The 18,465-nt window shown below is 26.9% G+C and carries 18 protein-coding genes; 11 read left to right on the forward strand and 7 right to left on the reverse strand.

What is annotated here, in order from left to right:
- Positions 1-49: 49 nt before the first annotated feature.
- Both WC168_RS06435 and WC168_RS06440 read right to left on the reverse strand, forming a co-directional pair.
- The gene (locus WC168_RS06435) at positions 50-1,669 is read right to left on the reverse strand and encodes a cation:proton antiporter (RefSeq protein ID WP_372618207.1); all 1,620 of its coding nucleotides are present in this window, start codon (positions 1,667-1,669) and stop codon (positions 50-52) included.
- 77 nt (positions 1,670-1,746) lie between these two features.
- Positions 1,747-2,913: a pyridoxal phosphate-dependent aminotransferase gene (locus WC168_RS06440; protein ID WP_372618209.1), complete on the reverse strand. Its 1,167-nt coding sequence runs from the start codon at positions 2,911-2,913 to the stop codon at positions 1,747-1,749.
- A gap of 80 nt (positions 2,914-2,993) precedes the next feature.
- On the opposite strand from WC168_RS06440, the gene WC168_RS06445 reads away from it, so the two are divergent.
- Complete coding sequence (locus WC168_RS06445) at positions 2,994-3,587, forward strand: YgjP-like metallopeptidase domain-containing protein (protein WP_319045482.1); 594 nt, start codon at positions 2,994-2,996, stop codon at positions 3,585-3,587.
- Here the strand turns inward: WC168_RS06445 and WC168_RS06450 are convergent.
- Entirely contained in the window at positions 3,571-3,990 is a 420-nt protein-coding gene (locus WC168_RS06450; RefSeq protein WP_066161105.1) for a hypothetical protein, read from the reverse strand. The genes WC168_RS06445 and WC168_RS06450 overlap by 17 nt on opposite strands.
- A 95-nt stretch (positions 3,991-4,085) precedes the next feature.
- Here WC168_RS06450 and nadB point away from each other — a divergent pair, with 95 nt between their 5' ends.
- From nadB to WC168_RS06465, 3 genes are all read left to right on the forward strand, one after another.
- Entirely contained in the window at positions 4,086-5,537 is a 1,452-nt protein-coding gene (gene nadB, locus WC168_RS06455; RefSeq protein WP_319046857.1) for an L-aspartate oxidase, read from the forward strand.
- A gap of 63 nt (positions 5,538-5,600) precedes the next feature.
- Complete coding sequence (gene guaA / locus WC168_RS06460) at positions 5,601-7,136, forward strand: glutamine-hydrolyzing GMP synthase (RefSeq protein ID WP_066161112.1); 1,536 nt, start codon at positions 5,601-5,603, stop codon at positions 7,134-7,136.
- A 195-nt stretch (positions 7,137-7,331) separates the two neighbouring features.
- Positions 7,332-7,829: a hypothetical protein gene (locus tag WC168_RS06465; protein ID WP_164699309.1), complete on the forward strand. Its 498-nt coding sequence runs from the start codon at positions 7,332-7,334 to the stop codon at positions 7,827-7,829.
- A gap of 7 nt (positions 7,830-7,836) precedes the next feature.
- Here WC168_RS06465 and WC168_RS06470 read toward each other — a convergent pair whose 3' ends face one another.
- A complete protein-coding gene (locus WC168_RS06470) occupies positions 7,837-9,537 on the reverse strand; it encodes a protein adenylyltransferase SelO family protein (protein WP_372618212.1) in 1,701 nt (566 codons plus the stop codon).
- A 161-nt stretch (positions 9,538-9,698) separates the two neighbouring features.
- On the opposite strand from WC168_RS06470, the gene WC168_RS06475 reads away from it, so the two are divergent.
- Positions 9,699-10,997 (forward strand): M99 family carboxypeptidase catalytic domain-containing protein, encoded by a 1,299-nt coding sequence (locus tag WC168_RS06475; RefSeq protein ID WP_372618214.1) that lies wholly within the window; start codon positions 9,699-9,701, stop codon positions 10,995-10,997.
- Between the two features lie 16 nt (positions 10,998-11,013).
- Here WC168_RS06475 and WC168_RS06480 read toward each other — a convergent pair whose 3' ends face one another.
- Positions 11,014-11,211, reverse strand: a complete 198-nt coding sequence (locus WC168_RS06480; RefSeq protein WP_066350687.1) for a DUF2892 domain-containing protein — start codon at positions 11,209-11,211, stop codon at positions 11,014-11,016.
- A 140-nt stretch (positions 11,212-11,351) separates the two neighbouring features.
- Between WC168_RS06480 and WC168_RS06485 the strand changes: the two genes are divergently transcribed.
- The 6 genes from WC168_RS06485 to WC168_RS06510 all read left to right on the forward strand — a co-directional run bounded on the left by WC168_RS06485 (position 11,352) and on the right by WC168_RS06510 (position 17,836).
- Positions 11,352-12,050, forward strand: coding sequence for an alpha/beta hydrolase (locus tag WC168_RS06485; RefSeq protein ID WP_279135072.1), 699 nt, complete (start codon positions 11,352-11,354; stop codon positions 12,048-12,050).
- Between the two features lie 54 nt (positions 12,051-12,104).
- Complete coding sequence (locus WC168_RS06490) at positions 12,105-12,698, forward strand: FAD-dependent oxidoreductase (protein ID WP_372618216.1); 594 nt, start codon at positions 12,105-12,107, stop codon at positions 12,696-12,698.
- A 29-nt stretch (positions 12,699-12,727) separates the two neighbouring features.
- Positions 12,728-14,494 (forward strand): ABC transporter ATP-binding protein, encoded by a 1,767-nt coding sequence (locus WC168_RS06495; protein ID WP_372618218.1) that lies wholly within the window; start codon positions 12,728-12,730, stop codon positions 14,492-14,494.
- Between the two features lie 79 nt (positions 14,495-14,573).
- Entirely contained in the window at positions 14,574-16,091 is a 1,518-nt protein-coding gene (locus tag WC168_RS06500; protein WP_372618220.1) for a diguanylate cyclase, read from the forward strand.
- 137 nt (positions 16,092-16,228) lie between these two features.
- Positions 16,229-16,528 carry a c-type cytochrome gene (locus WC168_RS06505; protein WP_066161147.1) on the forward strand — a complete coding sequence of 100 codons (300 nt, stop codon included), beginning with the start codon at positions 16,229-16,231 and terminating at the stop codon, positions 16,526-16,528.
- A gap of 15 nt (positions 16,529-16,543) precedes the next feature.
- On the forward strand, positions 16,544-17,836 hold the full coding sequence (locus WC168_RS06510) for an NAD(P)/FAD-dependent oxidoreductase (RefSeq protein ID WP_109158579.1): 1,293 nt from the start codon (positions 16,544-16,546) through the stop codon (positions 17,834-17,836).
- 36 nt (positions 17,837-17,872) lie between these two features.
- Here WC168_RS06510 and WC168_RS06515 read toward each other — a convergent pair whose 3' ends face one another.
- Entirely contained in the window at positions 17,873-18,064 is a 192-nt protein-coding gene (locus WC168_RS06515; protein ID WP_066355963.1) for a sodium-dependent tyrosine transporter, read from the reverse strand.
- A gap of 47 nt (positions 18,065-18,111) precedes the next feature.
- On the reverse strand, positions 18,112-18,465 hold a 354-nt coding region (locus tag WC168_RS06520), incomplete at its 5' end, for a hypothetical protein (protein ID WP_372618222.1).

Below are 18,465 nucleotides of genomic sequence, written 5' to 3' on the forward strand. Positions count from 1 at the left end.
AAATATTTTATCTAAATTTTATAAATTTTAAGTTTATTTTTTAATAAAATCAATCATATCTGTGAAGTCTTAAGTCACAACAGTGAGTTGCCTCTTCTACTAATAATCTTCCAATTTCAGCATGTGCATGAACAAATTTTTTAATTTTTAAATCATTTAAAATATGTCTTTCTTCTAATGATTCATATTTTAAAATAATATTTGCATCTGGACAATATTTTAATATGGCATCACAAATAAGTATTTTTTCATGTATTTCATTAATAGTTATTATAATACTTGAACTATCTTCCACTTTTAAAGCTTCTAAAACTGATTTTTTATCTAAGTGACCAAAATATGCTTTATAACCCATTTTTGTTGCAACTTGAATTTGTCTAATATCATTTGAAACAATTACAAAAGGCATATTTCTATCTGATAAATCTCTAGCAACAACTCTTCCTAAAATAGAGAATCCACAAACTATAATATGATTTTTTTCATCAACTTTAATATCATCAACTCTTAAATTTTTTGCAAACAGAGTTGATATTTGAGATATTTTATTTAGTAAAAATGGTGTTAATATTATTGAAATAATTGAAACCAACATTAAAAAACTAGCTGTATTTTCATCTATTATATTTTTGTTTGAAGCTAAAGTCAAAATAACAAAAGAGAACTCACCAATTTGACAAAGAGCAATAGCTGTTTTAATAGATGTATCTGCATCTGAGTCTCTTCTAATAATTAGATATACAACTAAAGCTTTTATAATCATAACTAAAAGAAAAATTCCTAAAACTATATGAATATTCTCTAAAAAATATACAATATCTATTTTTGTTCCAACAGCAAAGAAAAATGTTCCTAATAACAGATCTTTAAAATTTGATATATCTGATTCAACTTTTATATTAAATTTTGTATCAACAATAATAACTCCAGCCAAAAAAGCTCCAAGTGAGTATGTAAAACCTAAATATTCTGCAAGTAAAGAAGCACCTACAACTATTGATAAAACTGCTCCTATAAATATCTCATCGATTCTACTATCTGATGCAAATTTTAAAAGCCAAGTTATAAGATGCTTTCCTACAAAAAACATTAAAACTGTTATTATAAGTGCAGATATTACAGTTTTTAAAAGAACCTCTTGAATAGACAAATTGTCATTTGTTAAAAATGATATTAAAAGTAGTATTGGAATAACTGCTAAATCTTGAAAAATTAAAATAGCAGTTGATTTTTCTCCATAAGGTGTATAGATATCTTTTGAGGATTTTAAATATGGTAAAACAATTGCAGTTGAAGATAAAGAGAAAGCCAAAGATACAATTAAAGCTATCTCAATTGATAACTCAAAAATAAAATAAGCTATTATGTAAATTAATATAGTGCTTATTACAACTTGCAAAAATCCATTTATTAAAAGAATATCTTTCATCTTTTTAATTTTGCTAAGACTCATCTCAAGACCTATTGTAAACATTAAAAATACAATTCCAAACTCACCAATAGTCTCTAAATTTTTAACATCAACTCCATTAAAATGGAAAGCATAACCAATAATAACACCTGTTAATATGTACCCAATAATATGAGAGATCCCAAATCTTTTAAAAATAATATTTAAAGTAGTTGCTATAAAAATAGTAAAGAAAAGGGTAATTAAAAAATGTTCCATAATGTCGCTTAAATTTTTGAGATTTTATTTATTAAAAAATAGAAGATATTAATATCTTCTATTTTTATATAAGAAGTCTATTTTTGAACAAACTCTTTAATTCTATTTATTCCATCTTCTAAAGCTTTCATACTTGTAGCAAAAGATAATCTAGCATAACCTTCCATTCCAAATGCAAGTCCTGGAACCAAAGCTACACCTTTACTTTCAAGTAAATCAGAACAAAATTTCATAGAGTCATTTGAGAACTCTTTAATATTTATAAATAGATAAAAAGCACCATCAGGATCATAACAAGATAGATTTTTTATACTATTAATAGCTTTAACAGCAAAATCTTTTCTCTTTTCAAACTCTACTCTCATCATCTCAATATCTTTGTCAGCTTCACCTAAAAGTGCAGGAATTGCTGCATATTGAGTAATTGAGTTTATATTTGAAGTTGCTTGCCCTTGAAGTTTTGTAATAGCTTTTGCAACTTTTACATCAGGAACAGCTAAATACCCAAATCTCCATCCAGTCATAGCAACTGATTTACTAAGTCCATTTACAGTTATAGTTCTATTATATAAATCTTCACTAACTTCAGCAGTTGCAGTGAATTTTTTACCTTTATAACTTAGCTTTTCATACATTTCATCAGAAATAACAATAATATCACTACCTTTTAAAACTTCTCCAAGAGCCAATAATTCATCTTTTGAGTAGATTGCTCCTGTTGGATTTGATGGAGAGTTTAGCATTAAAATTTTTGTTTTTTTAGTAATTACTTTTTTTAATTGTTCTGGTGTAATTTTAAATTCAGTTGTTTCATCTGTTTCAATAAATACAGGAACTCCACCACTATAAACAACAAGTTCTGGATAAGTAACCCAATATGGACTTGGAATTATAACTTCATCACCATCATCAATTAATGCTTGTGCTAAATTAAATAAAGAGTGTTTTGCACCATTACTTACAACGATTTTATCAATACTATAATCTAAATTATGATCTCTTTTTAGCTTAGAAGCAATAGCTTGTTTTAGCTCTTTTATTCCTTCAACTGCTGTATATTTCGTCTTACCATCATTGATAGCTTTAATTGCGGCATTTTTTACAATTGCTGGAGTATCAAAATCTGGTTCTCCTGCACTAAAACTTAATATATCTTTTCCTTGTGCTTTTAATTCATTTGCCAAAGCTGTAATTGCCAAAGTAACAGAAGGAGCTAACTTATCCATTCTACTTGCTATTTTCACGATAGTATCCTTAAAATTTATCTCATTATAGATATACTATAAATTTGCGAATATTATCAAAATTTACTTAAAGGCTCTCTTTGAATTTTAAAATAGAACTAAACAATTTCTTAGTTGATGTAGAACTACAAAATAAAAAAAATATAAAACATTGCTATTTAAGAGTTTTAAGCGATAATCTAATCCAAATTAAAGCAAATAGATATTTTACAATTTTAGATGCAAAAGATTTAATATATAGAAAAAAAGATTGGCTAATTGAAAATATTCAAAAACAAAATAGTAAAAAATTAAAAGAAAATGAGTTTTTATATTTTGGAGAAAAAAAATTATTAAGTGATTTTTTAATAAAAGATTTAGATAAATTTTATAAAGAAGAGATTCAAAAAATTATTCCTTCTTTAGTTGAAAAGTATTCAAATTTAATGCAACTATATCCAACAAAAATATCATATAGAAAAAATAGAAGAACTTGGGGTTCTTGCAACTTTAAAAATGAATTAAATTTTAATATTTTATTGGCAAAGTACCCTATTTTTATAATTGAATATATTGTAATTCACGAATTAGCACATATTCAACACAAAAATCACTCAAAAGATTTCTACTTTTTAGTAGAGAAATTCTCTCCAAATTATAAAAAAATAGAGAAGTTTTTTAAGACTCTTTTATAATTGATCTTATCTCTTCAAATTTTTTATAAATATTTTCACTCTTTGCCCTATTTTCAAAGATTGCATAACTTTTTTCTTTATATTTTGGGCTATTTTGTTCAAAATTTTGCTCTTTTTTTTCAACTACATTTGATACAAAAAAAGAGAAATTTGTAATATTTTCAAAATTTACCATCTTTAAAAGAGCTTTTAAAGTTGCTTTATTGTGCTCAAATTCCACTTTGTAAAGTTGATGAGTTAGTACAAAATGCATAGTTTGATTCTTAACATATACAAATTTTATGCCACTTTTTAATTTTAAAGGTAGTATATTTACAAATCTTTTTATATCTAAAAAGGTATTTACTTTATTAAAGTTAGGATCAAGTGCAATATGACTAAGAATTTGATTAATATTTTTCATGGCTTAATTATAGCTAGTTTTTTATTTAGTTTAAGTGGTTGTGGCTATAAAGCAGACCCTAGATATTCAGCTCCTGCTGAAAAAACTCAAAACCAATGATTTATGATTATATAATTGTTGGTTCTGGAGTTGCTGGTTTAAATGCTGCTAGACTTTTACCAAAAGATAAAAAAGTCTTAATTCTTGCAAAAATGCTTCCTTGGAACTCAAATACATTTTGGGCACAAGGTGGAATTGCAGCAGCAAAAAACAAAGATGATATAGAGCTTCATATAAAAGATACTTTAGAAGCTGGTGCTTTTTATAATAACTATGAGGCTGTAAAAACTCTAAGTGAAAACTCTTTATTAGTAATTGATGAACTTATTAAAAGTGGAATGCAGTTTGATAAAGATAAAGATGGAAATCTGTGTTATACAAAAGAGGCTGCTCATAGTACAAATAGAATTTTGCACTCAAATGGTGATGCAACAGGTAGAGAACTTCATCTTTTTTTATTAAAACATATCTCATCACAACTAATCTCTGAATCTACTGTTTGTGATATTTTGCTTCAAGATGGTGTTTGTTATGGAGTTTCATTTTTTACAAAAGATGGTGTTCAAAAAACAGTTTATGCTCACAATACAATTTTAGCAAGTGGCGGATTTGGTTCTATTTATAAATATCACACAAACTCAACTGCTGATAGTGGAGAGATACAAGGACTTGCTGTTTTAAAAAATCTTAAATTAAAAGATATGCAATTTACTCAATTTCATCCAACAGTTTTAAAAGGTACAACTTTTGCAAGAAAACCTTTGTTATCTGAAGCTTTGAGAGGAGAAGGAGCATTTATAGTAGATGAGAACAATAGAAGATTTTTATTTGATTATCACAAAGATGCAGAATTAGCTCCAAGAGATGTAGTTAGTAGGTCTATTTATGATTATCATAAAAAAACGAAACAACAAATTTATTTAAGCTTTGAAAATTTTGAGAAAAAAGCATTTAAACAAAGATTTCCAAATATATATGCAAATTTAAAAGATTTGGGATATGAACTACCTTTTGAAAAAGTTCCAATAAGTCCAGCTTTTCACTACTCAATGGGTGGAATAGAGGTTGATTTAAATGCAAAAGTTTTAAACTGTAAAAATCTTTATGCAGTTGGAGAGGTATCTTGTTTTGGACTTCATGGAGCAAATAGATTAGCATCAAACTCTTTATTAGAAGGTTTAGTCTTCTCAAAAATTGCAGTTGAAACATCATTAAAAGATGATTTTAAAATAGATTTAAAAAATTACACACAAAAAGAGATTTTATACACAAAAACAAAACCAATTGATAAAAATATAAAAGACTCTTTAAGAAGAATAATGTGGGATAGTGCTGGAATTATTAGAGAGAAATCTGAGTTAAAAAAAGCTTTAGAAAAAGTTGATGAGTATTTAAAAGAGGATATTGGAAGAATGCTTCATCTTAGACTTCTTTGTGCCAAAGAGGTCTTAAGTCAAGCTTTAAATATGGAAAAATCATTAGGTGCTCATTTTATAAAAGAAGATTAAATAGAGTTTAGGTAAAATAATAGCTTTAAAAAAATAAAGTACAAAAAGAAAGGCTGAATATAGATGAAACATGTACCAATAGTAGTATTAGATTTTGGTAGCCAATACACACAAATTATTGCTAGAAAATTAAGAGAAAACGGAGTTTACTCTGAAATAGTTCCTTACAATGAGGCAATAGAAGATATTATGGCAAGAACGCCAAAAGGATTAATTCTTTCAGGAGGACCAGCTTCTGTATATGCAGCTGATGCTTATCATCCTGATTCAACAATATTTGATTTAGGACTTCCAATTTTAGGAATTTGCTACGGTATGCAACTTATCACTCAATATTTTGGTGGAAGTGTTGTAAGAGCAAATAGTCAAGAGTATGGAAAAGCAAAATTAGAATTAATTGGTGAAAATCCAATATTTACAGATACTCCAAATGAGCAGATTGTTTGGATGAGCCACGGAGATAAAGTTGAATCAATTCCAACTGGATTTGAGAAAATTGCAATTAGTGAAAACTCTCCATTTGCAGCAATTGCTGACACAAATAGAAATATTTATGCATTCCAATTCCATCCTGAAGTTTATCACTCAGAATGTGGTAGTAAACTACTTAAAAACTTTGCAAAATATATTTGTGGTTGTGAAAGCACTTGGAATATGGGAAGTTTTGCAAAAGAGCAAATTGCTAAAATAAAAGCTCAAGTTGGAAATAAAAAAGTTCTTTGTGCTGTAAGTGGTGGAGTTGATAGCTCTGTTGTGGCGACTCTTCTATTTGAAGCAATTGGAAATCAAGTAATTCCTGTATTTGTTGATAATGGACTTTTAAGAGCAAACGAAAGAGAACAAGTTGAAACTATATTTAAAGGTAGAGGTATTGATTTAATAACTGTTGATGCAAGTGAGCAATTTTTAACAAAACTTGCAGGTGTGACTGACCCTGAAACAAAAAGAAAAATTATTGGTGAAACATTTATTGAAGTATTTGATAAAGAGGCAAAAAAACACCAAGGCGTTGAATTCTTAGCTCAAGGAACTTTATATACAGATGTTATTGAATCTGTTTCAGTTAAAGGTCCTTCAAAAACTATAAAATCGCACCACAATGTTGGTGGACTTCCTGATTGGATGAAATTTGAACTTGTTGAGCCTTTAAGAGAAATCTTTAAAGATGAAGTAAGAGAGCTTGGACTTGAGCTTGGGCTTCCTAAAATGATGATAAATAGACACCCATTCCCTGGACCTGGACTTGCTATTAGAGTTATGGGAGATGTAAATAAACCTGACTTAGATTTATTAAGAAAGGCAGATGTTATCTTACTAGATGTTCTACACTCAACTGGATACTATGAAAAAACTTGGCAAGCATTTACAGTTTTATTAAATGTAAAATCTGTTGGTGTTATGGGTGATAATAGAACTTATGACAACACTGTTTGTGTAAGAATTGTTGATGCAACAGATGGTATGACTGCAACATTCTCTCATATTCCTCACGAAATTTTAGAGACAATTAGTAGAAGAATTATAAATGAAGTACATGGAATTAACAGAGTAGTTTATGATATTTCATCAAAACCACCAGCAACTATTGAGTGGGAATAATTTATTCTCTTAAGTTAGTTTGATATAATATTTTATGTTAAGCTAACTTTAACATCTTACTATTAAATAAAGGGAATATTTATGAATATTGAAAATTTCAATTTACTTTTTTCTATATTATATATATTTTTAATTGTAATCTTTTGTATATTTTTTCTATATTTACTATATATAAAAAATAAAGACAAGAAAGCTATGCTTAATAATATAAATAAAAAATTATCATCTGAAATAAATTTAACATCAAAAGATATAATTAACATAGGCAAATCTTTTAATTTATCATCAGTTAGCTCAAAAAATATTATTTATAAACTACTTAAGGAAACTGAAGATAAAGACTCTTTCAATAAAATAAATAAACTTATAGAGGAAATAGAAATTGAAGAACCTTTCAATGGAATGCCAGATGAAGTAAAGCCTTCTTTAATAAAACTCTCAAAAATTAAACTTGATAATAAAGATGATATAAAAGAACTTCTAAATCCAATTATTAATAATTTAAATCATTATGTTGAATTAAAATCTGAACAAGAAAAAATTAAAAAGAAAGCTAATATAGCATATATTATAACTATTGTAAGTTTTATTATAGGTGCATCAAGTTTTTACTTTACTTTAAATTCTCCAACAGCAAAAGATATTGCAAAAGAAATTGAAATTATTAATTCAGCTACAAATATTAAAAAATAATAAAATATCAAGAAGAACAACTAACATGTGATATTCCAGCTATTCCAAAAAAATCTTTTGGTTTTTTAGTATAGTACTTCTCTTCTATCTCTTTTGTTTGCTCACTATATGGATTTGTCATTATCTCTTGTAGCTCTTTTATTGGTTTATAATTTCCTTTTTCTGCCTCTTTATATGCCCAAACTAAATGCCACTCTCTTAGAGTATATTTTGGATTTATTAGTTTCATTTGATTTGATAGTTTTTGTTTTGATTCTTCATCATTTACATTTATTTTTACTTTCCAGTTTTCAAACCAACTATTCCATCTTTGTTTTAAAATATCATTTTCTAAATTTACATAAAAGCTTTTTTCTATATTTGAAATATCATCTACAATATTTGATAACTCTCTAAAAAATATTGTGTAGTCAACTTTTGTATCTATCATAAGATTTATAAGCTCATCAAAAAGTCCAAAATCAAACTTTTCTAATCCCATCTTACTAGCCCACATATTTTGCATCTTCTCTTGCATAACATTTGCAAAACTATTCTCTATATTTTCAAGCTTTTCAAAAGCCTCTTTATTTAAACTAATTAATGGCTTTAAAGCACTACAAAATGATTTGAAGTTTTTTTGTGCAGCTCTTGGCTGATTAAAAAATGAAAAGTGCATTCCACCACCAGTCCAAGATTGATATTTTGGCTCAAACATCTCTATAAATCCAAATGGTCCATAATCAAGTGTAAAACCACCAGCTGCACAGTTGTCACTATTGAAATTTCCTTGACAGTACCCAACTTTGATCCAATTTGCTACTAAAGAAGTAAGTCTATCTTGAAAACTTTGTGCTAGTAAAAGCACTTTTTCTTCCAGACTCAAATCTTCTTTAATTTCTTCACTATATTCTCTATCAATCAAGTGTAAAACAATCATTTCTAACTCTTTTAAAGCATCTTTATGTTCATTTTTTCTAGCTCGTCTTCCAAAAAGTTCTATTTGCCCTACTCTTAAAAATGAAGATGCAACTCTAGTAGTAATCGCAACATCTTCTTCTATCATAACTTCAGGATCTTTTGAGTAAGAATTCTCATTGAACCAAGGTCTAGTTACCTGCTCTTTTTTAGAAGTAAACAAAGTTAAAGACCTTGAAGTAGGAATTTCTAAAGAGTGCATATGCTCTTGAGCCAAAAACTCTCTAACACTTGATCTTAAAACTGCCCTTCCATCAGCACCTCTACAATATGGAGTTTTTCCACCACCTTTTAGTTGAAATTCCCATCTTTTACCATTTATCACAGCTTCCAAAACAGAGATTGCCCTACCATCTCCGTAGCCATTTCCAGTTTGAAAAGGGCATTGTGCATAATACTCAGTTCCATAAATAGATAAAGCATATCCAGTTGCCCAAGATTTTATATCATTTTTTCTTGAAACATTTGAGATATCTCCTGAAAATAGTTTTATAAACTCATCTTCTTTTAATAACTCTTCACTAAAACCCAACTCTTCAAAAAAGTTTTTACTATGAACTACATAAATTGGCTCTTTTATAGCTGTTGGTTCAACCTCTACATAGTGTCCACTAAAAACCTCTCTAGCAAATTTATTATCTTTGTTTAAATTTGTCTCTGGATCAGGATTTAAATTGTTTACAAATGAGTAATCAGCTAAATTTAAAACCTCTTCAAATTTTTCTATATATTTTTTATCTCTGTTTTTCATAAAATTTTATCCATATTATATTGTTTTAAAAATTTATCATACAATAAAAAATATTATTTTAAAAATTTATTATTTCTTAAAATATAATTTTAATCCTTATCTAAATATGCTTTAGCTATTATACAAGCCATTTTTTATTAATTTTTAAACATAGGATAGATATGAAATCTCTTTTTCTAATTTTATTTTTACTTACAAATATCTTTGCAGCCAATAAAGAGTTTACTCTATATAAAAAAGGCTCTTTAGATGAAAATGAAAATACTCTTTTAATAATTGGTGGAATACACGGAGATGAACCAGGTGGTTATTTTGCTCCAGCATTTTTAGAGCAACACTATAATATTACAAAAGGGAGTGTTTGGATTGCACCAAGTGTAAATATAGATAGTATGGTTGCAAATAGAAGAGGTGTTTACAATGATATGAATAGAAAATTTAGTACTATTTCAAAAAATGACCCTGATTATGTAAATGTAAATAAAATTAAAGAGCTAATTTTAAATCCAAAAGTTGATTTAATCTTAAATCTACACGATGGGCATGGATTTTATAGACAAACTTATGAAAATGCTATATTTAATCCAAGAGCTTGGGGACAAGCAACAATAATTGATCAAAAAAAGATTGACTCATTGGAAAAATTTGGAAATCTTGATGAGATAGCTACAACTGTAAGAGATAATTTAAATAGTGATATGCTTTTTAAAGATTACCACTATTTTGGTGTAAAAAATACTGAAACAAAGTATAAAGATGAGCAACAACAGCTATCTTTAACTTTTTTTGCAGTCACAAACAATAAACCAGCTTTTGCAATTGAAACAAGCAAAAATATTACAGATTTAACTCATAAAGTTATATATCAACTAAAATCAATTGAAGAGTTTATGAAGATAATGAATATTGAGTTTACTAGAGACTTTGATTTAAATAATCTAAAAGAGGTAGAGAAACTTTTAAATGAGTTTAAAACAGTTACTATAAATGATAATATAAAACTAGATTTGAATAATATAAGACCAATTTTAAGATTTGTTCCTCTAAATAAAGGTGAAAATATCTTTAATTTTGAACACCCAATTGGTGAAGCTAAATTTCAAAATGGTTCATATAGAATTTTTATTGGAAACAGACTTATAACTTCACTTGTTCCTCAATATTTTGAAATTGAGAAAAATATTCACGATATAAAATTTGAAATAGATGGACAAATTATAGATACATCATTTGCAAATATTATTGAAGTAAAAAATAGCTTCAAAGTTCTAACTACACCACTTAGAGTAAATGTTATTGGATTTAGTAAAGATGGTGTTGATAGTGAAGACAATATCACTTTAACAAAAAAAGATATGGTAAATAGCTTCTCAATTGATAGATCTTTAAATCAATATAGAGTTGAATTTTATAATAATGAGAAATTTGAAGGTATGATTGTAGTTAAATTTATAGATTAGATTAAGAGAAAATCTCTTAATCTTTTTTTGTTTTTGGCGTACACTTTTTACTAATCATACAAACAGGACAAATATCCATAAGTCCTACAATCAATGGAATAACTCCTAAATAAAACCAAACAATCCCTGTATAAATACCAATTGCAATTAAAACAAGCCCTAAAACTATTCTAAATGGTCTACAAAAAGCTCTTATTTTTTCAAAAATATTCATTTAAACTCCTTAAGTTTTTTGAAATTATATATAAGATAACTTAATTACAAATAAATAAGTTAAACTTATCTATTTATAATAATATTTATAGATTAAGCCAATTTTACTTAAAATGCAAAGAAACTATACAAAGAGATAAAATGAGAGAAAAGATATATTTTATACCAGGTCTTATGACAGATATTAGACTTTGGAGCAAAGCATTACCACTTTTAAAAGATGATTTTGAAATTATTCATATACCTATTCCAAGTTCAACAGATTTTGATGAGATTGTTGATATTTTAAACAAAGAGTTAAAAGAAGATAAGATAAATATCTTAGGATTTTCACTAGGAGGATATATCGCATCATATTTTACTTGTAAATATCCAAAAAGAGTTAAAAGATTATTTACAGTAGCTGCAACACCTGGAACTACATCTAAAGTTGAGCTTGAAAGAAGAGAAAAAAAGTTAGTAGATTTTGAAAATAGTAGTGAATTTGGTTTGGAGCTTGAAAAAGCAATAATGCTTTTAGAAGAGCAAAATCAAAGTGATTTATCTTTGGCTCAAACTATGGTTGATATGTTTAATGATTTAGGAAGAGATACTTTTTTAACTCAACTAAAAAGTACTTTTAATAGAGTAGATCTATTTGATAAATTAAAAGATAAAACTATCCCTATGCATATGCTTTATAGCTCAAATGATAGACTTTTGGATTTGGAGGCTTTAGATAAACTACATAATCAAAAACATAATATTAAATTAATAAAAAGAGATGGAACTAGCCATAATATTCCTTTGGAGTTTCCAGAGCTTTTTGCTTCTAGTGTAAAAGAGTGGATAAAAGAGTAAGTTTATATCTGTTTTGTTAAACTACGAAAATTTTTTAAATGAAAGGAAAATATTATGAGATATGATGTAGTAATTATTGGAGCTGGAGCTGCTGGCTTTGCTTGTGCTTTGACTTTAGGAAGTGCAAATGATAAATTTGATTGGGCAAAAGGTAAAAAATACTTAATTTTAGATGATAATAAAAGTGATTTAAATGTTGGAAAATATTTCAATGTTGCTGGAGTTGATAGTGGAATCAATGGTGTTGATTTACTTCTTAAAATGAAAAAACAGCTAGAAATATATAAAGATGTTGAATTAAAAGATGAAAAAGCTACTAAAATTGAGAATTTAGGTGAATATTTTAAAATAACAACTGAAAATTCTACTTATGAAGCTTCAATTGTAGTATTAGCAACTGGTCTTCATAAATTTGATATAGAGTGTGAAGATGTAAATGTAAAAGATAACATATTTGTTCCAAAACCAAATAATATATATTTGGAAAATTCAAACAATTTAATCTCTAAAAATCTATATGTAGCTGGACTTGCAAGTGGTGTTCCTACAATGTTTTCATGTGCAAGTGGAGATGGAGCTAAAGTTGCTTGTGATATTTTTAAACTTTGGAGTGGAAAAATAGCAGTTGTTCACGATGTAAAGGCATAAATAAGAGATTTATCTCTTATTTAAATTTTATGAACGAAAAAATATCTTTAAAATATATTTTTAAACTACTTTTAAAAAATAAAAGAGCCCTACTTTGGGGACAACTTTTTACTATAATTGGAATTTTTATAAGTGTTCCAATTCCTTTATTGCTTCCTTTATTAGTTGATGAAGTTTTACTTGAAAAACCAAGTTTTTTTGTAAATAACATAGACTACTTTTTTGGAAGTGGGGATCCATTTTATTATATAGCAATTGTTACAGTTGTTGTAATATTATTAAGATTTTTACACTTTATATTTGGAGTAATAAATAGTAAAATTTTTACAAAAATATCAAAAATTGTTATATTTGATATAAGAGTAAAACTTCTAAATCATTTAAAAAAAGTTACAACAAATGAGTATGAAACAATTGGTAGTGGAAAGATTGCTGCAAATTTAATTACAGATGTAAATACTTTAGATAGTTTTATTGTAAATGTTGCAAGTAAACTAATTACTTCATCTTTAACTTTAATTGCAGTTGCTTTAATAATTATAAATATAGATTTAGTTTTAGGTTTAATGATTCTTTTTACACAACCAACTATTGCAATAATTTCTAGAAAAATTGCGAAAAAAACTGGAGAGTTAAAAAAAGAGGAAAACAAAGCCATAGAGTCTTTTCAAAGTAATATAAATGAGACTTTAGATCTATTTTCACAAATAAAAGCAAGTAATAAAGAGAATGATTTTTTTGAAGAGTCTATAAAAAAAGCAGATGATATAAAAATAACTTCAAATGAGTTTGGCTACAAAAGTGTTGCTTTTGAAAAACTATCTTATACAATATTTCTATTTGCATTTGAAATATTTAGAGCAACTGGACTTTTACTTGTAGCTTATAGTGATTTATCAATTGGTTTAATGTTTGCTATGTTTGGTTATATTTGGTTTATTATGTCTCCTGTTCAAGAGATTTTATCTATTCAATACTCACTTGCAAGTGCAAAAGCAGCAATAGGAAGAATAAATAGTGTTTTAGAGTTATCTTGTGAAAAAGATGGAGATATAAAATTAGATAGTAAAAATGGGGTTGATATCTCTTTAAAAAATCTATCTTTTTCATATAATAAAGATAAAAATAATCTATCAAACATAAGTTTTGATATAAAAGCTGGTGAAAAAATTGCAATTATTGGAGCAAGTGGTAGTGGTAAAACTACAATATCTCAATTAATTGCTGGATTTTATGAAAAAAGCTCAGGCGATATTTTATACAACAATATAAGTATTGATGATATAGATAAAAAGAGTTTAAGAAATAGCGTATTTTTGGTTCTTCAAATGCCAATATTATTTAATAACACTCTTAGATTTAATCTAACAATGGGTGAAAATATTGATGATAATAATATTTATAAAGCTTTAAAAATTGCTCAAATGGATGATGTTTTAAAAAATATGCCAAATGGTCTTGATACAATTGTTGGGAAAATGGGGGTTAGATTAAGTGGAGGTCAAAGACAAAGATTATCAATAGCTAGAATGATTTTAGCAAACCCAAGCGTTGTAATTTTTGATGAATCAACTTCAGCACTTGATGTTCAAACTGAGACAAATCTATTTAAAGAGTTAAAAGAGTTTTTAAAAGATAAAACAGTTATAACAATAGCTCATAGATTAAGTAGTGTTAAAAATGCCTCTAAAATATATGTTTTAAATGATGGAGAGCTTGTTCAAAGTGGAAGTGCTAGTAAGTTAGAGCAAGAAGATGGACACTATTTGGATTTTGTAAAAAATCAATTAATATAATAAAGTTTACTCTTTTTTAAAAAGCTAAACTTTATTATTATTTAACTATACTTTGAAATTCTTATATTAGGGCAAATTAATGAGAACAAGAAAAACTATACTCTTTTTCATACTATTTTTAATAGCTATTGAGACTATTTTCTACCTTTCAATAGAGCATTTTAATAAAGTTAAAATAGAAAAAATTAAAAATTCTCAAATTGAAAAATTAAGTAGTGAATTAAATATTATTTTAAATTTTAATCAAAAATTTGCAAATATGATTGTTGATGAAATTTTGTATCAAGAAAAAATAAAAAATCTATTAAAAAATTTAAATAGTGCTAATGAAACTGTTAAAAATAGAACTAGAAATGAACTTTTAAACAATCTTTACTCTACATACAATAGATTATTGCAACACGATTTTAGACAACTTCATTTTCATGATAAATATGGAAATAGTTTTTTAAGATTTCATTCACCACAAAATTATGGAGATAATCTTTTAGAGGTTAGAGCAACTGTAAAAAAAGCCAATGAGACAAAAAAACCACAATTTGGTTTTGAAGAGGGAAAGGTTCAAAATGGATTTAGAAATGTATTTCCAATTATAATTGATAATGAGTTTTATGGAACAGTTGAACTCTCTAGCTCATTTAGTGCTATGCATCACTTTTTACATAGAACTTATCCTTATGAGTATAAATTAATTATTTCAAAAGATTATGTAAACAAAAGAGCTTTAAAACAAATAGCTGAACAGTACTATATTGGTTCATCTGTAAGCGACAAGTTTTATGAAGAGAAGATTAATGAGTGCGAAATTGAAGCTATTGATAAAAAAACAGTCTCTTTAATTGATGCAAAAATTAAAGAAAATTTCTCACAAAAACTTGATTCCTTTGAAGCTTTTGTAGAAGATTTTAAGATTAAAAATGAGTGGTATTTAGTAACTTTTTTACCTATATTTGATTTTGATCAAAGTATAAATACTTATGTATTATCTTACTCAAAAAATAGTATTATCAATGATACAAAACAAGAAGCAGTTTCAGCTTTTATCACTCTAAATTTAATACTATCTTTGCTTATCATTTTATATATTTTAAGAGTGAATTATATACAGAAGAATATTTTTATCAAAAAAGCTTATACAGATACACTTACAAAACTTTTTAATAGAAGTAAATTTAATGTTGATTTAGACAAGATAATAAAAGAGAAAAGATTTTGTGAATATAGCGTTATTATGTATGATATTGATTTCTTTAAAAAAGTAAATGATACTTATGGGCATGATATTGGAGATATAGTTTTACAAGAGTTTTCAGATGTTACAAAAAAAGCAATAAGAACTACAGATTTAGTATATAGATGGGGTGGTGAAGAGTTTATTGCAATAATAGAATCAAACTCTAAAGAGAATTTAATTCTTGTTGCTGAAAAAATGAGAGTTGCTGTTGAAAACTTCAATTTTACAAAAATAGGAAAACTTACAAGTAGTTTTGGAATTGCAATTCCAAAAAAAGATGATACAAAAGATAGTTTACTAAAAAGAGCAGATGATAACCTTTACAAAGCAAAGCAGACTGGTAGAAACAAAGTTGTAATTTAAATAAAGCTTTGAGAAGTTTCTACACAGTGCAATTTAATCATAATTAAATAAGTGGGATTTAATTTAATAGTTTCAATTAAAATTAAGATTATTAAATTATCATTAGTCTTTACAATAAAATTAAATAAGGAGAGAAAATGAAAAAACTAATGTTTTTATTGGTTTGTACTGCAACTTTATCTTTTGCAGCAAAATATGACCCAGTTAGAGCTGAAATGTTATCATTGTCATGTGTAAATTGTCATGGAAACAATGGTAAATCTGTTACTACAATTCCTAGTATTAGTGGAACTAAAGATTATCTTTATAAAACACTACTTAACTTTAAAAATGGTAAAAATGTAGATGGTACAACTTATATGATGCAGAAGCATACTAAAGGTTTTAGTAATGAAGAGCTTGAGCAACTTGCATACTATTTCTCACAAATTAAATAGGCAAAGGAGTTTAAAATGTTAAATAGAAGAGATTTCGGAAAAATACTTTTAGGTGCTACTGCACTATCTTTTGCTGCTTGTAATAGTTTAGTTAGTCCAGAGTTGGCAACTTTACCACAAGACAAACAAAGAGTTGTAATAGTTGGTGGTGGTTTTGGTGGAGCAGCTGCTGCTAAATACTTAAGAAGATTTGATAAAAATGTTGAGATTGTTTTAATAGAAGAGAACAAAGAGTATTATACTTGTCCATTTAGTAACGCAGTTATTGCTGGTATGGAGAAAATGGATTTCATTAAGCAAGATTTAAATGCACTAAAAAACAAACACAATGTAAAAGTAATCTACGCAAAAGTAAAAAAAGTTGATGGTGCAACAAATAGTGTAATTTTAGAAAATGGTGAATCTATTAGCTATACAAGAGCAATAGTAAGCCCTGGAATTGATTTTAAATTTGAAAAAGGTTATACAGAGGATAATCAAAAATATGCACCTCATGCTGTAAAAGCTGGAGAACAAACTGTTATATTACAAAAACAACTTGAAAATATGAAAGATGGTGGAACTTTTGTAATGGTAGCACCTGCAGACCCTTTTAGATGCCCTCCTGGACCATATGAAAGAGTTTCTTTAGTTGCATACTATTTAAAAAACAATAAACCAAACTCTAAAATAGTAATTCTTGATCAAAAAGATAAATTCTCTAAACAAGGTCTATTTACTCAAGGTTGGAAAGAACTTTATGGAGATATGATTGAGTGGAAACCAGCTCAATTTGGTGGAAAAGTTGTAAGTGTTGATCCAAAGAAAAAACTAGTTGTTACTGATGATGGTGATGAGATTATTGCAGATGTTTTAAACTATATTCCAAATCAAAAAGCTAGTCAATTAGCATTTGATTCAGGATTAGTTCAAGGTGACTGGTGTCCTGTACATCCAAAAACATTTGAATCTAAACTTGTAAAAAATGTACATGTTATTGGAGATGCTTCAAATGCAGCCCCAATGCCAAAATCAGCATTTAGTGCAAGTACACAAGGAAAAGTTGTTGCAATGCAAATTGCAAGAGTATTAGCTAATAAACCAGTTATAAATCCTCCAAAACTTGCAAATACTTGTTATAGTTTATTAAGTCCAAAATATGGTATTTCTATTGCAGCTGTTTATAATGCTCATGATGATCATATTGAGAGTGTTAATGGTGCTGGAGGAGTTAGTCCAGAAAGAGATCCAGATGGACACATTAGACCACTTGAAGCACAATATGCTTATGCTTGGTACAGAAGCCAAACTGACGACGTATTTAAATAATACTTCAAAGCTAGAAGTTTTAACTTCTAGCTTTTTTTAATTAAAAGGTTTTAATAATTCAAAAAGCCATTTATTAGCATCTTCAACTGTTTCAAATCTTTTTGACTTTGCAACTTGATATTGACCTTCATAAAATCTAACTCTTATTCCATCTTCAACATGATCTATTTTCGTTCTAGTTATTTTAGATAGATTTAAAAGAACTCTCTCATTTAATTGTACAAACATATTTGCTCCTAATTTTTTAAATAATCATAAGTTTACTATTTTATCTCTTACATCCAACAAACACTATCTAAATCAAAAAATACTTCTACTTTATCTCCTGGAAATAAAATATCTTTTTGAATCTCATTTTTAGATATTAAACAAGAAAAATTAATACCACAAATGGAAAATTCTATTTGTAAATTATCTCTGTTTTCATCTTTTTGGATTGATGTTACAGTTGCTATCAATTTTTCTTTTTTATTATTTTCATCAAATTTAGATATTTTTATGTTACTTTGATTGATTATTACAACTGAATCTCTTTTTTTACTCTTAGAGTTTGGAATTACTATTTTTTGACCATCAATAAAATTTTTAACCAAATCACCGTTTTGATTTTTACTCCATGGTGGAAATAG

Source organism: Aliarcobacter sp. (genome assembly GCF_041672065.1).
GTDB classification, from domain to species: domain Bacteria; phylum Campylobacterota; class Campylobacteria; order Campylobacterales; family Arcobacteraceae; genus Aliarcobacter; species Aliarcobacter skirrowii.